At 38.4% G+C, this 16,527-nt stretch carries 14 protein-coding genes; 2 read left to right on the top strand and 12 right to left on the bottom strand.

All coding sequences use genetic code 11. The annotated features are described in order from the left end of the window. Nucleotides 1-83: 83 nt before the first annotated feature. The 7 genes from ASG14_RS05820 to ASG14_RS05790 all read right to left on the bottom strand — a co-directional run bounded on the left by ASG14_RS05820 (nucleotide 84) and on the right by ASG14_RS05790 (nucleotide 7,298). Nucleotides 84-1,268: an ROK family protein gene (locus ASG14_RS05820; RefSeq protein WP_082491366.1), complete on the bottom strand. Its 1,185-nt coding sequence runs from the start codon at nucleotides 1,266-1,268 to the stop codon at nucleotides 84-86. 134 nt (nucleotides 1,269-1,402) lie between these two features. Continuing rightward, nucleotides 1,403-2,593, bottom strand: a complete 1,191-nt coding sequence (gene lepB / locus ASG14_RS05815) for a signal peptidase I (protein WP_056870043.1) — start codon at nucleotides 2,591-2,593, stop codon at nucleotides 1,403-1,405. A 152-nt stretch (nucleotides 2,594-2,745) separates the two neighbouring features. Next, a complete protein-coding gene (lepB, locus tag ASG14_RS05810) occupies nucleotides 2,746-3,942 on the bottom strand; it encodes a signal peptidase I (RefSeq protein WP_056870042.1) in 1,197 nt (398 codons plus the stop codon). A gap of 138 nt (nucleotides 3,943-4,080) precedes the next feature. Continuing rightward, complete coding sequence (gene dapB, locus ASG14_RS05805) at nucleotides 4,081-4,815, bottom strand: 4-hydroxy-tetrahydrodipicolinate reductase (RefSeq protein ID WP_056870041.1); 735 nt, start codon at nucleotides 4,813-4,815, stop codon at nucleotides 4,081-4,083. Nucleotides 4,816-4,838: 23 nt separating this feature from the next. After that, nucleotides 4,839-5,579 carry a DUF5683 domain-containing protein gene (locus ASG14_RS05800; protein ID WP_056870040.1) on the bottom strand — a complete coding sequence of 247 codons (741 nt, stop codon included), beginning with the start codon at nucleotides 5,577-5,579 and terminating at the stop codon, nucleotides 4,839-4,841. Next, nucleotides 5,579-6,487 carry a ParB/RepB/Spo0J family partition protein gene (locus ASG14_RS05795; RefSeq protein WP_056870039.1) on the bottom strand — a complete coding sequence of 303 codons (909 nt, stop codon included), beginning with the start codon at nucleotides 6,485-6,487 and terminating at the stop codon, nucleotides 5,579-5,581. The genes ASG14_RS05800 and ASG14_RS05795 overlap by 1 nt, the downstream gene beginning before the upstream one ends. 7 nt (nucleotides 6,488-6,494) lie before the next feature. Then, entirely contained in the window at nucleotides 6,495-7,298 is an 804-nt protein-coding gene (locus ASG14_RS05790; protein ID WP_056870038.1) for a ParA family protein, read from the bottom strand. Nucleotides 7,299-7,480: 182 nt separating this feature from the next. On the opposite strand from ASG14_RS05790, the gene ASG14_RS05785 reads away from it, so the two are divergent. Then, nucleotides 7,481-8,002, top strand: coding sequence for an NADPH-dependent FMN reductase (locus ASG14_RS05785; protein WP_056870037.1), 522 nt, complete (start codon nucleotides 7,481-7,483; stop codon nucleotides 8,000-8,002). A gap of 79 nt (nucleotides 8,003-8,081) precedes the next feature. On the opposite strand, the gene ASG14_RS05780 is transcribed toward ASG14_RS05785, so the two are convergent. Further along, a complete protein-coding gene (locus ASG14_RS05780) occupies nucleotides 8,082-8,534 on the bottom strand; it encodes a hypothetical protein (protein ID WP_056870036.1) in 453 nt (150 codons plus the stop codon). A 211-nt stretch (nucleotides 8,535-8,745) separates the two neighbouring features. Between ASG14_RS05780 and ASG14_RS05775 the strand changes: the two genes are divergently transcribed. After that, the gene (locus tag ASG14_RS05775; protein ID WP_235528526.1) at nucleotides 8,746-10,215 is read left to right on the top strand and encodes an ABC transporter substrate-binding protein; all 1,470 of its coding nucleotides are present in this window, start codon (nucleotides 8,746-8,748) and stop codon (nucleotides 10,213-10,215) included. A gap of 58 nt (nucleotides 10,216-10,273) precedes the next feature. Here ASG14_RS05775 and ASG14_RS05770 read toward each other — a convergent pair whose 3' ends face one another. The 4 genes from ASG14_RS05770 to ASG14_RS05755 all read right to left on the bottom strand — a co-directional run bounded on the left by ASG14_RS05770 (nucleotide 10,274) and on the right by ASG14_RS05755 (nucleotide 16,437). After that, nucleotides 10,274-12,703, bottom strand: a complete 2,430-nt coding sequence (locus ASG14_RS05770) for a TonB-dependent receptor domain-containing protein (RefSeq protein ID WP_056870034.1) — start codon at nucleotides 12,701-12,703, stop codon at nucleotides 10,274-10,276. Between the two features lie 267 nt (nucleotides 12,704-12,970). Beyond that, nucleotides 12,971-14,209 (bottom strand): cyclopropane-fatty-acyl-phospholipid synthase family protein, encoded by a 1,239-nt coding sequence (locus ASG14_RS05765; protein WP_082491364.1) that lies wholly within the window; start codon nucleotides 14,207-14,209, stop codon nucleotides 12,971-12,973. Between the two features lie 12 nt (nucleotides 14,210-14,221). Beyond that, on the bottom strand, nucleotides 14,222-15,046 hold the full coding sequence (locus ASG14_RS05760) for a DUF1365 domain-containing protein (RefSeq protein WP_082491363.1): 825 nt from the start codon (nucleotides 15,044-15,046) through the stop codon (nucleotides 14,222-14,224). A gap of 125 nt (nucleotides 15,047-15,171) precedes the next feature. Further along, on the bottom strand, nucleotides 15,172-16,437 hold the full coding sequence (locus tag ASG14_RS05755; RefSeq protein WP_082491362.1) for an NAD(P)/FAD-dependent oxidoreductase: 1,266 nt from the start codon (nucleotides 16,435-16,437) through the stop codon (nucleotides 15,172-15,174). Nucleotides 16,438-16,527: the final 90 nt, after the last annotated feature.

Genomic DNA, 16,527 nt, shown 5'->3' with positions numbered 1-16,527 from the left:
TTAGTTTGAATATTTATTTGTTTAATTTAAGGGAGTCGGGTTGTTGTTCCTTTCTTTTAATCCATAAGTTATAGGTTTTGAATTTATTTAAATAAACTATTTTCTATGATTAAGCTGGCTGCAGCAAGTAATTCTGCTTCATCAGATAAGTTCGAGATTTTAATGGTTGTTTGTTCCGCAATACGCGGAATACAGAATTCGTTTATCGCTTGTTGAATTGAGGGAATTAACATTTTTCCTGCTTTCGCGCCTCTGCCGCTAAGAACAATACATTCCGGGTTAAGGATATGAATTAAAGTTGATAAGCCTTTGCCAATTTTAAAGGCAGCTTTCGATAAAATAGATATTGCTAACGGGTCCTGGGCATTTACTGCAGCTAAAAAATGGTCTCCGTTATGTTTGCTTTTATCTTTAAACAGTTCTTGCATACTCGATTCTGCGCCATTCAATAAGGCCTTTTCTGCATTATCAGCCATAACAAGTAAAGAAGTGTCAACTTCTAAACAGCCCCTCTTGCCGCAAGAGCAAAGATTGTCGCTATCTGAGAGTGGTATATGGCTAAACTCACCGGCGTAACCACTGCTACCTCTGTAAAGCTGCCCGTTAATTATCATTCCCAAACCTGTACCCCAGCCAATGTTTACAACCATAACATGTTTACGCCCAACTGCCTCGCCAAAATTTAGTTCTGCAAGGGCAATTAAGCTTGAATCATTATCTATAAAAACCGGAAGCTTCAACGCGTTCTTCAGGTAGCTTTGTAAGGTGCTTCCATCTTTAGTTTTCAGGTAAGAATTATTTGCCCCGGTTTCTACATTCACAAATCCGGGCATCCCAATACCAATCCCGAGTAAATATTTACGGTCTATTTTGGAAGCATTTATACTGTTTTCAATAAACTTTATTAAACCGTCAAGATCATCCTTCTCAACGTTAAATTCAAGGTGTTGTACTGGTAATATCGCCTTGCCAGACAAATCATAAATGATTAGCCGGGTAATGAGCTGATCCATAGCTACGGCAACGAGATATTTGTTGTGGGATGGGTTTAATAGAAATGTTGATGCCCGCCTGCCGCCGGTTGAAGGCGCTAAACCCTGTTCAAGGATAAAACCTTCTGCAATTAAACTGTTAACAGAGGACGTAACCAGAGGCACGCTTTTTTGAGTAAGCTTACTCAAAGCAGTTAACGATAATACTTTTTTATAGTATAGATGCTTAATAATATTGGCCCTTAACCGCTGGTTTTTCTCAGTTATTACAGACATCTATTTGGATTTGTAAACAAACTTAATAATTTTTTAGAAAAGAAGTGTAAACTTAATAATTTTTTTTTAAAGTTTTTTATCCAAATAAAAAAGGCTTTAAATTACTTAAGGCCTTTTTTAATTTTGCATAAATGCTAGTGGATCCCCCGAAGCAACCTACCCCATCTTATTTTATTTAATAAAGAAGCCGTACTATCCCAGCTCATCCAAATAAACAGCGCCTTACCAACAACGTGATCTTCCGGCAGAAAGCCCCAGTATCGGGAATCAATGGAGTTATGCCGGTTATCGCCCATCATCCAGTAGTAATTCATTTTAAAAGTGTAGCTGGTTGCCACCTTGTCATTAATGTACCAAACATTATTTCTTTGCTCAACCTTGTTTCCTTCGTAAGTTCTTATTGCCCGATAATACAATGGCATCGTGTTGCTATCAATTTTAACTGTCCAACCCTTGGCCGGAATTTTAACCGGACCGAAGTTGTCCACATTCCATTTCCGGTTTGTATCCAATGGGAAAAGGTCGCCATCGTTTACAGACGGAGGTTTTACAAAAAGCTCAGCCGATTTTATAAAGTCCAGCTTTCTTAACTTCTGAGCCATTTCTTCAGTTCCATTTGCAACATATGTATTTGCATTAACCTGTTGCATCTCACCAATTCTGAAGCCGAGATCCTTAAATACGTCAAAGTTTATATCAGTAGTTTTCGTTTCTATCTTGTAAGGCATTTGCCCGGTGTTCTTCAACAGTTCCTGTTTGCCGTTAATGCTAACAACACCATTTTTCATACTAACTACGTCGCCGGAAATGCCGATGCATCTTTTTATTATATTTTCCCTTTTATCAACAGGGCGGCTGGTAATTGTGTATTGGCTATTAACCGCTTTCCAATCTGATTGGCGTAGCAGCGTGTAATAGCTGGTTTCCTGATTTTCAAGTGCCACGGTATCGCCAACCGGCAAATTGAAAACCACAATATCATTTCTTTTAATTTCTGATAATCCAGGCAAACGGCGATATTGCCACTGAACACCATCCCAGTAGGCTTTGGTTCCGGTTATTGGCATGGTGTGGTGTGCAAAGGGAAAAGCTACGGGTGTCATCGGAATCCTGGCGCCGTAGTTTACTTTGCTTACAAACAGAAAATCGCCGATTAACAAAGACCGCTCCATTGAACCGGAGGGAATGGTATAAGCTTCAATAAAAAAAACGCGGATTATAGTTGCAGCTACAACTGCAAAAACAATGGCATCAACCCACTCACGCGTTTTGGTTTTCTTCTTTTTATTGCCATCTGTTTCTTTTTGCCAAAATTTCCATTTCATAAAGATTAGTTTAGTTCTTTTTGGTGCATATAAACAACACAAATCTTAGATACCCGACTTAAAGCTTTGTTACACCGCCTAGTATCATTAAAGTTAAGCACAAAAAAAGCGGGTGACTTTATGTCCCCCGCTTTCAAGTATCGTTTGTATGGTTAATGAATACCTCTAAGCAATCGGCTCCAGCGTATTTTATGCAGAAATGATGCTTCGCTATCCCAACTCATCCAGATAAACAATGCTTTACCCACAATGTGATCTTCTGGCACAAAACCCCAATACCGAGAATCTGCAGAATTGTGGCGATTATCGCCCATCATCCAGAAATAGTTCATTTTAAAAGTGTAGGAAGTCGCGATTTTATCATTTATATACCAATCATTCCCTTTTTGCTCTACTTTATTGCCTTCATAGGTTCTAATGGCCCGGTAATATAATGGCATAGTATTGCTGTCAATTTTAACCGTCCATCCCTTTGCAGGAATTTTAATAGGGCCAAAGTTATCGCGGTTCCAAACCCGCTTCGGATCATGCGGAAAAACGCCACCGGCTTCAATCTCCGCACTGGTTGCGGCATCCATATTTACACTTTTTACAAAATCCAAGGCCCTCAACTCATCTGCCATTTCAGGAGAAATATTTACCACATAGGTATTTGGAGCTATTGCAGGATTATTTCCAAGGTCTAATTTAAACTCATCAAGTGCTGAGTAGTTAAAATCCATCGTTTTAAAAATGAGGCGGTAAGGCATCATGCCGGTGCTTTTTAAGGGCTCATCTTTGCCATTTACATTTGCCACACCGTTTTTCATGCTGATAACATCGCCGGAAATCCCAATGCACCTTTTAATAAAATTTTCACGTTTATCAACCGGGCGACTAATAATTGTAAACCGGCTATTCACAGCTTCGCGGCCGAACTGCCGTTTCAAATCATAGTAATTTGAAACCTGATCTTCAACTGCTACAGTATCACCTTCGGGGAAGTTAAATACCACCACGTCATTTCTTTTCACGTCAGATAAACCTGGCAGACGATGGTATTTCCATTGTACGCCGTCCCAATAGGCTTTTGTAGAAGTAGTAAGCGGCATGGTGTGGTGGGCGAAAGGAAATGCAACAGGCGTCATCGGAATACGGGCGCCGTAATTCACTTTGCTCACAAACAGGAAGTCGCCGATGAGCAACGAACGTTCCATAGATCCAGATGGAATGGTGTAAGCCTCAATAAAAAACACCCTGATAATTGTTGCCGCTACTACCGCAAAAACAATTGCATCAACCCATTCGCGGGTTTTGGTTTTCTTCTTCTTATTGGCATCCGTTTTCTTCTGCCAGAATTTATAATTCATATTTTATGTTTAGTTGGTTAACTGATTAATTGCATAAACGGTTACCTGTTATCTGTTTTTTTATTCGGTATGGTTACAACAAATATGTATCTGTACCAATTTGATTTATTTTTGCGCTTTGCGTTCTCGCTTTCAGCGTTATTCAAAGATATCAGTAATACTAAAAAATCCTTTTTTATTTTCCAGCCATTCTGCCGCTACAACGGCTCCTAAAGCAAAACCTGCTCTGCTGTGTGCGGTATGTTTAATTTCAATTTCATCAACTTCACTACTGTAAATTACCGTATGGGTGCCGGGGATATTTTCAATTCTATGCGATTCGATAAGAAGTTGTTCGTTCGTTGGAAAAACCTCTACGTTTGTGCCTACAACCTCATTTAACCATTCAGATTTTCTGTCCAGGTTATCCACAATGCCTTCTGCAATTGTAATTGCGGTTCCGCTTGGCGAATCTAATTTCTGCGTATGGTGAATTTCTTCGACCTGAACCTCATAAGCAGGGTAATTATTCATGAGTTTAGCCAGTGTTTGGTTCAATTTAAAAAATAAATTAACCCCAATGCTAAAGTTTGAACCATAAAGCAATGTATTGTTGGATGTATTGCATTCGTTTTTTACTTCCTGCAATTTACCATACCAACCTGTTGTACCCACTACAACGGGCACATTTGCATCAAAACAGGTATAAATGTTGTTCAAAACAGAATCTGGTGTACTAAAATCAATGGCTACGTCTGCAGCCTTTAAATTCTGACGGGTTAGATCTTCCTGGTTATCAATTGAAATTTTTAAAACGATTTCGTGGCCACGTTCTAGAGCAAATTTCTCTATAATCTGCCCCATCTTGCCATATCCTAAAAGCGCAATTTTCATTAGATGATTATTTATTTATCAAGTTAAAACCTTAAAGAGACTTTCAAAGCCGGCATAGTGTTAAAACCATACATCGAATTTGGGTTAGTCATTAAGGATGGTGTAATTTTTATCGCAACTGAATCATCAATATTAAAGAAATTTAACCTTGCTGCAACATAAGCGTCTATAACCTGCACTGCATAAACTGCGAAGTACGAAAAGATAATGATTTGGGTATTTCTTTTATAAATGGCCTGAGCGTCAGTAACATTGGCATCACCATAACGAACCAAATCGGGGTTAACAGGTTGCTTCTTTGTTGGGTCGGTTGTTAGTTTGTTAAATGCCCTAACCTGCGCTTCTTTCAGAAATATTTTATAATTGCTTCTGTTGTCGATGTAGGAAAGCGTGAGAAGCGTAAAACCACCATAAATGATACCAACTTTACTTAAGGTATACGTTTTCTGCCAGAAATGACCGGCTTTTTCGCCCCGGGCATTTAGCTTGTCGTTTAATAACTGGTTGTTATACAGTTGCCCCCAACCGGGAATAATCAGCGATTTAAAAATAGCTTTCCGGCCGGCAATTTTACCCGGATTAATGTATTTAACTTTTGCCGTATCTTGTTTTTTGGAAGATGAATCAATCCTTACCGGCCTTTGAATAACTGCCCGCGTTGTATCTAATGGCTTTAAAACAGTATCCCTAACCTGGGCAGAAGCCAGATTTACAAACAAAAGTGCTGGTATTGAAAGAAATATTAACCGCTTAGCTTTTAGCATTACCAATCTAATAATTCTAAAATTCTGTTGAGGTCATCATCACTAACAAAAGGAATTTCTATTGCGCCTTTGCCATTCTGACTTACCTTTAGTTTTACGCGGGTAGCAAATTTTGAAGCTAAATCATCCTGAAGTTTCTGATACTGGAAAGATGCACTTTTTGCTTTTGGCTTATCTTCTATTTTAAGCGGGGCATGCTGCAAGTTTCGAACCAGTTCTTCCACTTTCCGAACAGATAAACCTTTGTCTAAAATTTCCTGGTGAATAAACAATTGTTTGTCAACGCCATCAACACTAATTAAAGCCCTTGCGTGGCCCATAGAAATTCTTTGGTCGCGTATGGAGGCCTGAATCGCTGGCGGAAGTTTCAGTAAACGTAGATAGTTTGTAACGGTTGTCCGATTTTTGCCAACGCGTTCGCCTAACTGCTCTTGCTTTAGGCCCACTTCGTCAATCATGCGCTGAAAACTCAAAGCAACTTCAATTGCATTCAGGTTCTCTCTCTGAATGTTTTCGATTAATGCCATTTCCAACATCTGCTGGTCGTTAGCACTACGAATGTATGCAGGAACCTGCGTTAAGCCGGCAAGTTTCGATGCTCTGAACCTTCGCTCACCAGAAATCAGCTGATATTTATTGGCACCAATTTTTCTAACGGTAATTGGCTGTATTAAACCCTGAATTTTAATTGAATCGGCAAGTTCGTTTAATGCAACCTGGTCAAACTCGGTTCGAGGCTGGTATGGGTTGGTTTCAACTTCAGTTAAACTTACATGGCTAATGTTACCAATCTGTTCAGTTTCGCTAACGGCATTTACCTGCTGTTTGGGCGGATGAGCAGATTCGCTGTCATCTAAAAGCGCACTTAACCCTCTTCCTAAACCTGTTTTTCGCTGAAAAGATGTCATCTATAATTTATAAAGTTGCTGTATCAATGTTTTCTTCCTCTTTTAGCAAGCCGTTTTTCTTAACGATTTCACGTGCAAGATTTAGGTAATTAATTGCGCCTTTGCAATTAGCATCGTGCATAATTACCGAAACGCCGTAACTCGGTGCTTCACTTAAACGGGTGTTGCGCTGAATAATTGTATCGAAGACCAATTCATGGAAATGAGTTCTTACCTCTTCTACAACCTGGTTTGATAAACGCAAACGCACGTCATACATGGTTAGCAAAATACCTTCAATTTCCAATTCAGGATTTAAACGGTTTTGAACAATTTTAATTGTATTTAACAGTTTTCCTAAACCTTCGAGAGCGAAATATTCGCACTGAACCGGAATGATAACAGAGTCTGCTGCTGTAAGTGCATTAATTGTAATTAAACCCAGCGATGGAGAACAATCTATAATGATAAAATCATATTGATCTTTGATTTTTTCCAACACCGCTTTCATTTTGTATTCGCGGTTATTTAGGTTAATCATCTCAATTTCGGCGCCAACAAGGTCTATATGCGCCGGCAATAAATCCAAATTGGGGGTATCAGTTTTCTGAATTGCCTGTAGCGGGTCAATATCATTGATGATACATTCGTAAATACTGTCTTTAATATTTCTTGGGTCGAAACCAATACCCGAAGTCGAATTGGCCTGGGGGTCAGCATCCACTAATAGAGTTTTGTATTCTAGCACAGCCAGACTGGCAGCGAGGTTTATTGACGAGGTTGTTTTACCAACACCACCTTTTTGATTTGCTAATGCAATAATTTTGCTCATCTATGTATCAGAAATTTACTTAACGCTTATTTATTGGAAAATAACACATGCTTATTAATCGACAAAAAGTTCTATTTTTGCGTTGTCTACGCCCTTTTTCTCAATCAGCTAAGATACAAACTATATGGCAATTTTAGCAATTAGGGCATCTGCGTTTTAAACATCTTATTAACAATTTATCCATGATTACCATTATAGCTGCCACGAACAGACCGAATAGCAATACGTTAAAAGTTGCCAAGTATTACCGGCAGCAACTTAAAATCAAGGGCTTAGACGCTAACTTATTAAGTCTGGAACATTTACCACCTGATGTGTTAAATACAGATATGTATGGCAAACGTTCGCCGGCTTTTCAGAAAATTCAGGATTTGATAAACGATACAAACAAATTTTTATTTGTGATGCCGGAGTATAATGGCAGTTATCCTGGTGTTTTAAAGGTTTTGATTGATGCTTCGACATTCCCGGATAGCTTTTACGACAAAAAAGCTGCTCTGGTTGGCATATCATCAGGAAAATACGGAAACATTAGAGGCGTTGACCATTTTACCGGTGTTTGCCATTATGTACATTTGAATGTTTTACCCCTGCGCATACACATTCCAAACATTAAAACAGAGTTAGATGCTGAAGGAAACTTAATTAAAGAGGATACCCTTAAGTTTACAAATGAACAGATTGACAAGTTTATTCAATTCTAATTCAGGCTTTGGCCAAATTTAACTAACGATTTCGCTAAGTGAGCGGTACCAAACCAAATATCAACCTTATTTTTACTGACTAAGCGCCGAATCTAATCCATTTATCGCCCTCGTGCCCGAAAATGAACGAGCCTGGATGAATCATTTCTGCTATATCTTCGATTAAAGAAACTGCATTTTCTGCAGAACGACCACGATTTACATCATCGTTTAATAAAATTATCCTGTTGTTCTTTACCGCCTGCCAATCGGCATTTAAACTGGCGGGAATTTCACGCATTAAATCTGTCAAGGTTTTTCCAGGCTGGTAATAAATTACGAAAGCAGCATTAAAAACGTCAGTTTCCAACAGCCCACCGGCGAGCGTAATTTCTTCCGATAAAATATAACCTGGGTTATTATTCACATCGAGCAAGGCAACAGGCATTTTATCCATAAACTTAATTTTATGCTCAACAATAGCTAAACGTTCCTGTAAATCTTCCTGCTTGGTGCCGTCGAGGCCAATAAATAAATCGTTTAAAAAAGACATCTCCATTAAATTTATTAATTTGTGCAAAAATAACATTCCTTACCGCATGCGAGGCTCATTTAAATATATATTTTGGATTTTTTACAGCATTATTTTCATTTCATGCAAAGAACCGGCAGACAATAAAAACAAAAAGATTTTCAATATTAATTTGGATCAGGGGCTAACTTCTTTAGATCCCGCGTTTGCACGCAATCAAAATGCCATCTGGATGACTAACCAGGTTTTTAATGGCTTAGTACAGATAGATGCTAACCTGCAAACCGTGCCCGCAATTGCTAAAAGCTGGCAAATTTCAAAAGATGCCTTAACTTATACCTTTAACCTTCGAAATGATGTATACTTCCACGACGACCCGATTTTTAAAAACGGCAAAGGGAGAAAAGTTGTAGCCAGCGATTTTGCCTACAGTTTTTATCGTTTGATAGACCCAAAAATTGCCTCATCTGGCGGGTGGATTTTTAGCGACAAAGTAAAAGATGAGCGAAATTTTATCGCCTTAAATGATTCTACTTTCCAGATTAAACTCGTTCGCCCTTTCCCACCTTTTATGAGTTTGCTTACCTCTCAGTACTGCTCTGTTGTACCAAAAGAAGTTGTAGAGCATTATGGAAAAGATTTTCGAAGCCACCCCGTTGGAACCGGCCCTTTTAAGTTTAAATACTGGAAGGAAGGCGAAATTTTAGTGCTTTTAAAGAACGAGCACTACTGGGAAAAAGATTTGAATGGGCAACAAATGCCTTATATTGATGCACTAAAAGCTTCATTTATAACGGATAAGCAAAGTGGATTTATGAGTTTTCTGAAAAAAGATCTGGACTTTTACTATAGTGTTGATGGAAGTTATCGGGACGATATTTTAACGAAAAGTGGAAAAATGACTTCAAAATATAAAGGCAAGTTTACGCTGAGAAAAGGCCCGTATCTTTGCACCGAGTACGTTGGCATTCTGGTAGATTCCACATTAGATATCGTTAAAAATTCGCCACTAAGGTTTAAAAAAGTCAGGCAGGCAATAAATTATTCAATTGATAGAGATAAGCTGATTAAGTACCTAAGAAACGGCATTGGCATTGCGGCAACGTCTGGTTTTATTCCCAAAGGGATGCCAGGTTTTGATAGCGCCGCGGTACATGGCTATCATTACAATCCAAAACTTGCCGCAAAACTGCTTACCGAAGCCGGTTTCCCGGAAGGCAAAGGCTTACCTGAAATCACTTTGAACACCACCACAACCTATAAAGATTTAATTGAATTTATCCAGGGTGAGTTAAGTGCAATAGGCATCAAAACTAAGATTGATGTAAGTCCAAGTGCAAGCTTAAGGGATTTGATGTCGAAAAATAATGTAAACTTCTTCCGTGGAAGCTGGATTGCGGATTATGCCGACGGAGAAAATTACCTTTCAATGTTTTATTCAAAAAATAAGGTTCCATACGGACCAAACTATACAGCCTTTTATAATAAAGCATTCGACAAACTATTCGAAGAAAGTTATTACGAGCCTGATAACGAAAAGCGTTTTAAGTTGTATCGCCAGATGGACCAAATGGTGATGGATTATTCGCCTGTAGTTCCTGTATTTTATGATCAATCGGTGGTTATGCTGCAAAATAATATTAGCGGTTATCCGATGAATCCGCTGAGTTTAATGATTTTGAAAAGAGTAAAAAAGAAATAAAAAAAACTCCCGGTTAAAACCGGGAGTTCTTAATTTATATTCGATTGGGTTTTTAAACTTATTGTTGTACGCCACCCATACCGCCACCTTGTTGCTGCTGGTCTTGCTTAATATCGTCGTTTTTAATTTTCTTTTTCTCCGTAAATTTAAGCTTACCAAAAGTATAACTAAAGTTTAGCGTGTAGTTACGCAGCGGGTAATAAATATTCTGGCTTTGGTAAATTGTGCCTGTTTGGTTTACCGCATTATTGATTGTTTTGATATGCAAATCGCGGGTAAACGGATTCAGGGTTCCTAAACCAATACTTCCTTTTTTCTTAAATATTTCTTTTTTGAGGGATGCACCGTAAATATAGAAAGGGTCGGTAACACCTTGATATGTACGTCTTTTAGAAGTGATTACATTAAATAACTCGAAGTTAAAACCTTTACCGAAACCATAAGCCGAACGCACAAACCAGTTAAAATTGAAAAACGTACCGGTATTTACATTGGTTGTGTTATTCACTACCGAATAAGTATTTCCGGAAAAGTTAGTCATCAAAGTCCATTTTGGTTTAGGATTGTAAGATGCGAAAACGTTGAAACCATAAACTGGTGCAGTACCAACGTTTATATATGATGTAAGCGTTTTATTTACGCCATTTTCAGTTATCGGCGAAATCGAATTTTCGATAACATCACTTGTGCGGCGGTAGAAAATCGATGCATTAATTATCGACCCTTTAATAAAAGTATTGTATCCCAACTCTAAATTATCACTTAACTCAGGGCTTAATTGTGGGTTACCCTGCATAATGTTAAACTGGTCGCTTTCATTACGGAAAGGGTTTAGATAAGATTGCGAAGGCCTTTGTACGCGACGGTTATAGCTAAGTTTAATTGTACCGCCACCTTTTAAATTTTGAGAAATTATCGCACTTGGAAACAAGTTCAGATAATCATTTTTTTGAATTCCACTTGTTTGCGTGTTAAAGTCAATTCGGGTATATTCAGCTCTTACACCCCCTTTAAACTTTAGTTTCTTAGTTAAATCGAAACTAATTACACCGTAAGCGGCACCAACGTTTTGGTTGTACTCAAAATCTTGGGCGCTATTGTCGAACTGACTTTGAATATCACGCAAAATTGCTTTTGCACCAACTTCTAAAGTTGTCTTTTTATTAAACGGATAGGTATAATCTGTTTGAAAAGTATACTCATTATTTTTACCTGTATTATTGCTTATCGTAAGTAAACCCGTTGGATAAACTGCCGAGGTAAGCAAGTTACTAAAGCTCGTTGGCGTGCGGCCTGTAGATAATTGTGCGGAAACAGAAAATTCTTCTCCTTCTTTTTTACTGGTTTTTCTATAATCCACGTTCCAGTCTAAATTTCTGAACGTCATATCCATATCACCAATATTGGAAGCCGCCAAGTTATTTATAAGGTAGTTGGTTTCGCTCGGACCGCCGTTCGAAAAGCTATTCAATTTTACAGTTGTACTAATGTTGTTGTAAGCGTTGAAATCGTAATCGAGGCCGAAACTTCCATTATAACCATTGCGGCTCCATTTCGAAAACCCACTTTGAGAAATATTATTGGTTGTTCCGTTTAAATAAGTTGTATTAGTGATGAATTCTGTTTGAGATCTCTGTGCATAAGCCAGGTTTGTACCTATACTCGTATTAACACTTAAGCGCCCGGTTTTAGCAGTTAAGTTAAAAGAACCATTGTTTTGGCGTGTACCAGCTGCTGCGTTTACCGAACCACTTACTCCTTGCGCATTTGATTTTTTGGTGATGATGTTGATAATACCGCCAGATCCTTCTGCATCGTATTTTGCAGACGGGCTTGTTATTACTTCAACTGTTTTAATCTGCTCAGCAGGTATCATTTTTAATGCATCAGCAACACTACTAGCCATCGTACCAGAAGGCTTACCGTTTATTAAGACACGGACAGCACCGCCACGAAGCTGGATATTACCTGTCGGATCAACAGATAGCATTGGCACCTTACGCATTACATCGGTAGCATCACCACCGGCATTTGTTCCATCTGCCTCAGCGTTATAAACCATTCTATCAATTTTATTTTCGATAATTGCCTTGGTTCCGGTAACCTGTACATCGGCCAGGTTATTTTCTGTTGATGAAATTAAAACGTTACCAAGGTTAACATCTGGCTTGGCCGGCGTTGTTGTTACCAAAATTGATTTCGTGCGATAGCCCATAAAACCAATCACTAGTTTATAGGCATCAGGAGCAACGTTTTGAAGCACCAATTTTCCTTTATCATCCGTTACGCCACCATTAACAGATTTATTATCCTTAACTTTTAGTAAAGAAATGGTTGCATAATCTATTGGTTTTTTGTTGGCAGAATCTAAAATTGTAATCGAAACACGACCTGAAACAGTCGCTTTTTGAGCACCTCCCATTCCAAATTGAGCTTGAGCATTAAAAAATATTCCCAGGATGAAGGTTAGTAGTAGAATTCGTTTCATGTTAATAAATAGTATTTTGTAATTAGTCTGCGCAAATTGCAATTTGTTACATGTCAACAAAATAGTTTTTACGCAAAGCAGGTTATTTGGTCGGCAAAGGTGCGACTTTTATCGGTAAATATGATCGGAAATATCAGACTGTTAAGCGAAAAGCTCAATGAGCAGAAAGGATAATGGCAAAAAAAATGGACGAAGAGCCATTTGCTCCTCATCCATTCAGTCGTTTTCTGCGAAAGCAACGTAATTGTGCCGCAAAATTATTTTTTTTTACCTCGAAGTATTATTTGGCCTGGTGTAAACGAGTTGCATTACATTAATATTTCGCATGGCGAAAGCTGCTTCGCAATAGTTCAGGTAGTAATTCCATTTACGGATAAAATTATCATCAAAACCCAAAGCCTTTACTTTATCGAGGTGTTTATTAAATTCTATGTACCAAAGGTGAAGTGTTTTAGCGTAATCTAAACCCATATCCTTTAAATCAACCAGCGTTAAATCACCGGTGTTGTTAACCGCTTTGTTTATCGCAGCAACCGATGGTAAAAGCGAGCCGGGGAAAATATGCTTTTGAATCCAATCTACTCCATTTCTTAACTTATCGTATCTGCTATCTGGCGAAGTAATTACCTGCAGAGCAAAAATACCATCTTGTTTTAAGAGGGACTGGCACTTTTCAAAATACGTTTCTAAATACTGATGGCCAACGGCCTCAAGCATTTCGATAGAAACGATTTTATCGAAAGTACCTTCTATGTTGCGGTAATCCTGAAGAATTATAGACACTTTATCTTCCAAGTCTGCTTCTTTAACACGCTCAATGGCCAGTTTTTGCTGCTCTTTTGATATGGTTACAGAAGTTACCTGGCAGCCGTAATTTTTTGCCAGAAAAATCGCATTTCCACCCCACCCACTACCAATCTCAAGTACATGATCAGTAGGTTTAATTTTTAACTGCTTTGCCAGTCTATCGTATTTGGCATATTGTGATTCTTCTAAGCCAACACTCTCATCCAAAAAATAACCGCTAGAATAGGTCATCGTTTTATCTAAAAAGGTTGAGAAGAAATCGTTGTTTAAATCGTAATGCTCCGAAATATTTTTTTGAGCGCCTGCAAGCGTGTTTGCCCGGCGTACATGCGTAAGTTTGTTTAGAACTTTAAAAACGTTAAGCGCCACCGATTTTACTTTGCTACCGGTAACCGAAGGTGCGTTTTCGATGTTTAACAGCACCCATTTCACCACATTTGTTATGTTGGTGGTATCCCAGAGTCCGGAGGTGTAGCCCTCGCCAAAACCGATATCGCCATAAAGCGCTATCGATTTAAAAAAATCGGGGTGGTTAACCTGGATATTGGCAGAAATCTTGTCTTCACCATCGCCGAAGATCAATACCTCCCCACTTGTTAAGGTAAGTTCCAGTTTTCCCAGCGTCATTTTTGAAAGTGCGTTAAGCACCACTTTTTCGAAAAAACCTGTTGATGTTTTAGTAGCAGCAAGCGTATTCATAATCTTCTAAATCTATTTTGTTTGTGGTTTGTAAGGTTTATATACGTTGCGTTGCAGTTCAGGGTTTTTTGCCTTCGGATGAAAAGATAGTTTTTTTAGCCATAAACGTAAAGCCTGCCAGTGAATCATGCCCATTATTTGCAAAGGGATGAAAGGAATTGAACAGAAATATCCTATTAACGCACCATTCGTTAGTGGCTGGCGCTTCCCAAACAAAGTACTGATAAAAAACTTGTTACCGTTTTTATCAAGGTCATCGATTTTTATTTCGAGTTTGTCACCAGGTACTTTTAAACTAAAATCGAAGGAATCATCGTGGTCTATAAACGGCGATACATAAAAATATTTTGTGGTAATCTTTTTAAACACATCTCCCTTTAATTCTTCCTGTCCGAAAAAGAAAAGTTTCATCTCGCGGTAAGTATTGCTAATTTCTGCAACGCAGCAAACTGGTTTCTCGGTTTCATCGAAGCAGAAATAGAAAGAAACAGGATTAAAATTATATCCCAAAACATTCAGATTGGTCAGCAATTTTATCTTCAGGTCCTTTCCCTCAACACCGTTTTGCTTAAGGTAATCTTCCATATGTTGGCGGGTGCTCTTGGTCTTATCGGGATTTTCTGCTGGTAACTGCAAATGTTCGGCATCTTTGAAAGAGAAAAGATTAAATCTATTCCGGCTGAACCATCGAAGTTTTTCTGATATTAAGTCCAGCTCATCCAAATCGATGTAAAACATATATACATTGTACCAAAAAGAATGCTTCTTTGGCGCAAGGCGATGATGCATAACTTTCGCAGTATAAATGCTTGATGTGAAGTGTGGAGTTACAGACATTTAATTCTTAATCTACAATATTTTCTTATTATCCGTCGGCTTAAGTACGACGGCGCCGGATGTAGCATAGTGCGTAATTTGGAGCAAAATTACCTCCCTGCGCTCAGAACGGCAGCAAAATCAAACTAGAGGCCTTTGCACAAATCCACTGCACTCTTGTACGCATCTTCGTGGAAACCATATTTAAAATAACTACCGCAATAATACACAGGTCCGTTTTGATTTAGCTCGTGCAACCTTTCTTGTGCCTGCATTGCCGGAACATCAAACAATGGGTGATGATAATCGATTTCTTTAATCACCTTATCAGAATTTAACGTTGCTGATGGATTTATTGAAACAAAGTAGTTGTTTTTCTTTGAAACGCCTTGTAAGTTATTCATCCAATAAATGGTGCTCGGCAACAATTTTTCACCTTGTTTTTCTACCCTATAGTTCCAACTGCTCCATGCTAATTTCGCCTTTGGCATTTGCTTTTCATCGGTATGCACAACTGCTTTGTTAAGCTGGTATTTAAATTTCGAAAGCAATTCAGTTTCTAAAGCTGTTTTATCTTTTACAATTTGGAAAGTCTGGTCGGCATGACTAGCCATAATAACTTTATCAAATTCAAACTTTTCGCCACTGGCATTCTCCACTTCAACTGTTCCATGTTGTAATCTTTTTACAGAAACAATTTTGTTATTAATTTTAATTCTATCTCTGAAAGGTGCAATTAATTTTTCGCGGTAAGATTGGCTGCCGTTTTCCAACGTGTACCATTGGTGCTGAGTATCGAGGCCTAAAAAACCATGGTTTTTGAAAAACCTGATTAATGTAACAGCAGGGAAATCTAGAATTTGTTCCATAGGTGCACTCCAAACCGCGGCGCTCATCGGAATTAAATATTGCCAAAGCATATCATCGCTATAGCCAAATTCTTTAAAAAACCTGCCGATGGAGTAATTTTGATATTCAGGCTTGTCTAAAATTTCTACGCTTTGCTTGTTGAAACGGTTAATCTGCATCAACATTTTTAGGTAAGACAAATTAAATAAATTTTTGCGTTGGGCAAATAAATGGTTCAATCCCGAGCCGCTATATTCCAGTTTTTTAGGCAAAAACTGAACACTGAAAGACATATCTGTTTTAATAACCGGCGCACCAATTTCGGCGAACATTTCAGTTAAATTAGGATACGTTTGATAGTTAAAAACCATGAAACCACTATCAAGGTAGATGTTTTTTTCTGCTCCCGTCCCCGCTTCATCCGCTTCCTGGAGTGTAATTGTATTGGTATGACCGCCAATATAATCTGCCTGCTCAAAAACGGTAATGTCGTACTTGTTTTGGAGCTTGTGGGCGCATCCCATGCCTGCTATTCCGGAGCCAATAATGGCGAGTTTTTGCATAATATAAACTGAATTGAGGGTTTAAAATAGATGAATGATTTTTTAGTAAGTAGCCTCCAAAATATTGATGCTGATAATTAAGCGTGGCTG

The organism is Pedobacter sp. Leaf194 (genome assembly GCF_001423945.1).
Taxonomy (GTDB): domain Bacteria; phylum Bacteroidota; class Bacteroidia; order Sphingobacteriales; family Sphingobacteriaceae; genus Pedobacter.
Note: the sequence above shows the minus strand (reverse complement) of the source record. Positions and strands in the feature narration are given on the sequence as shown.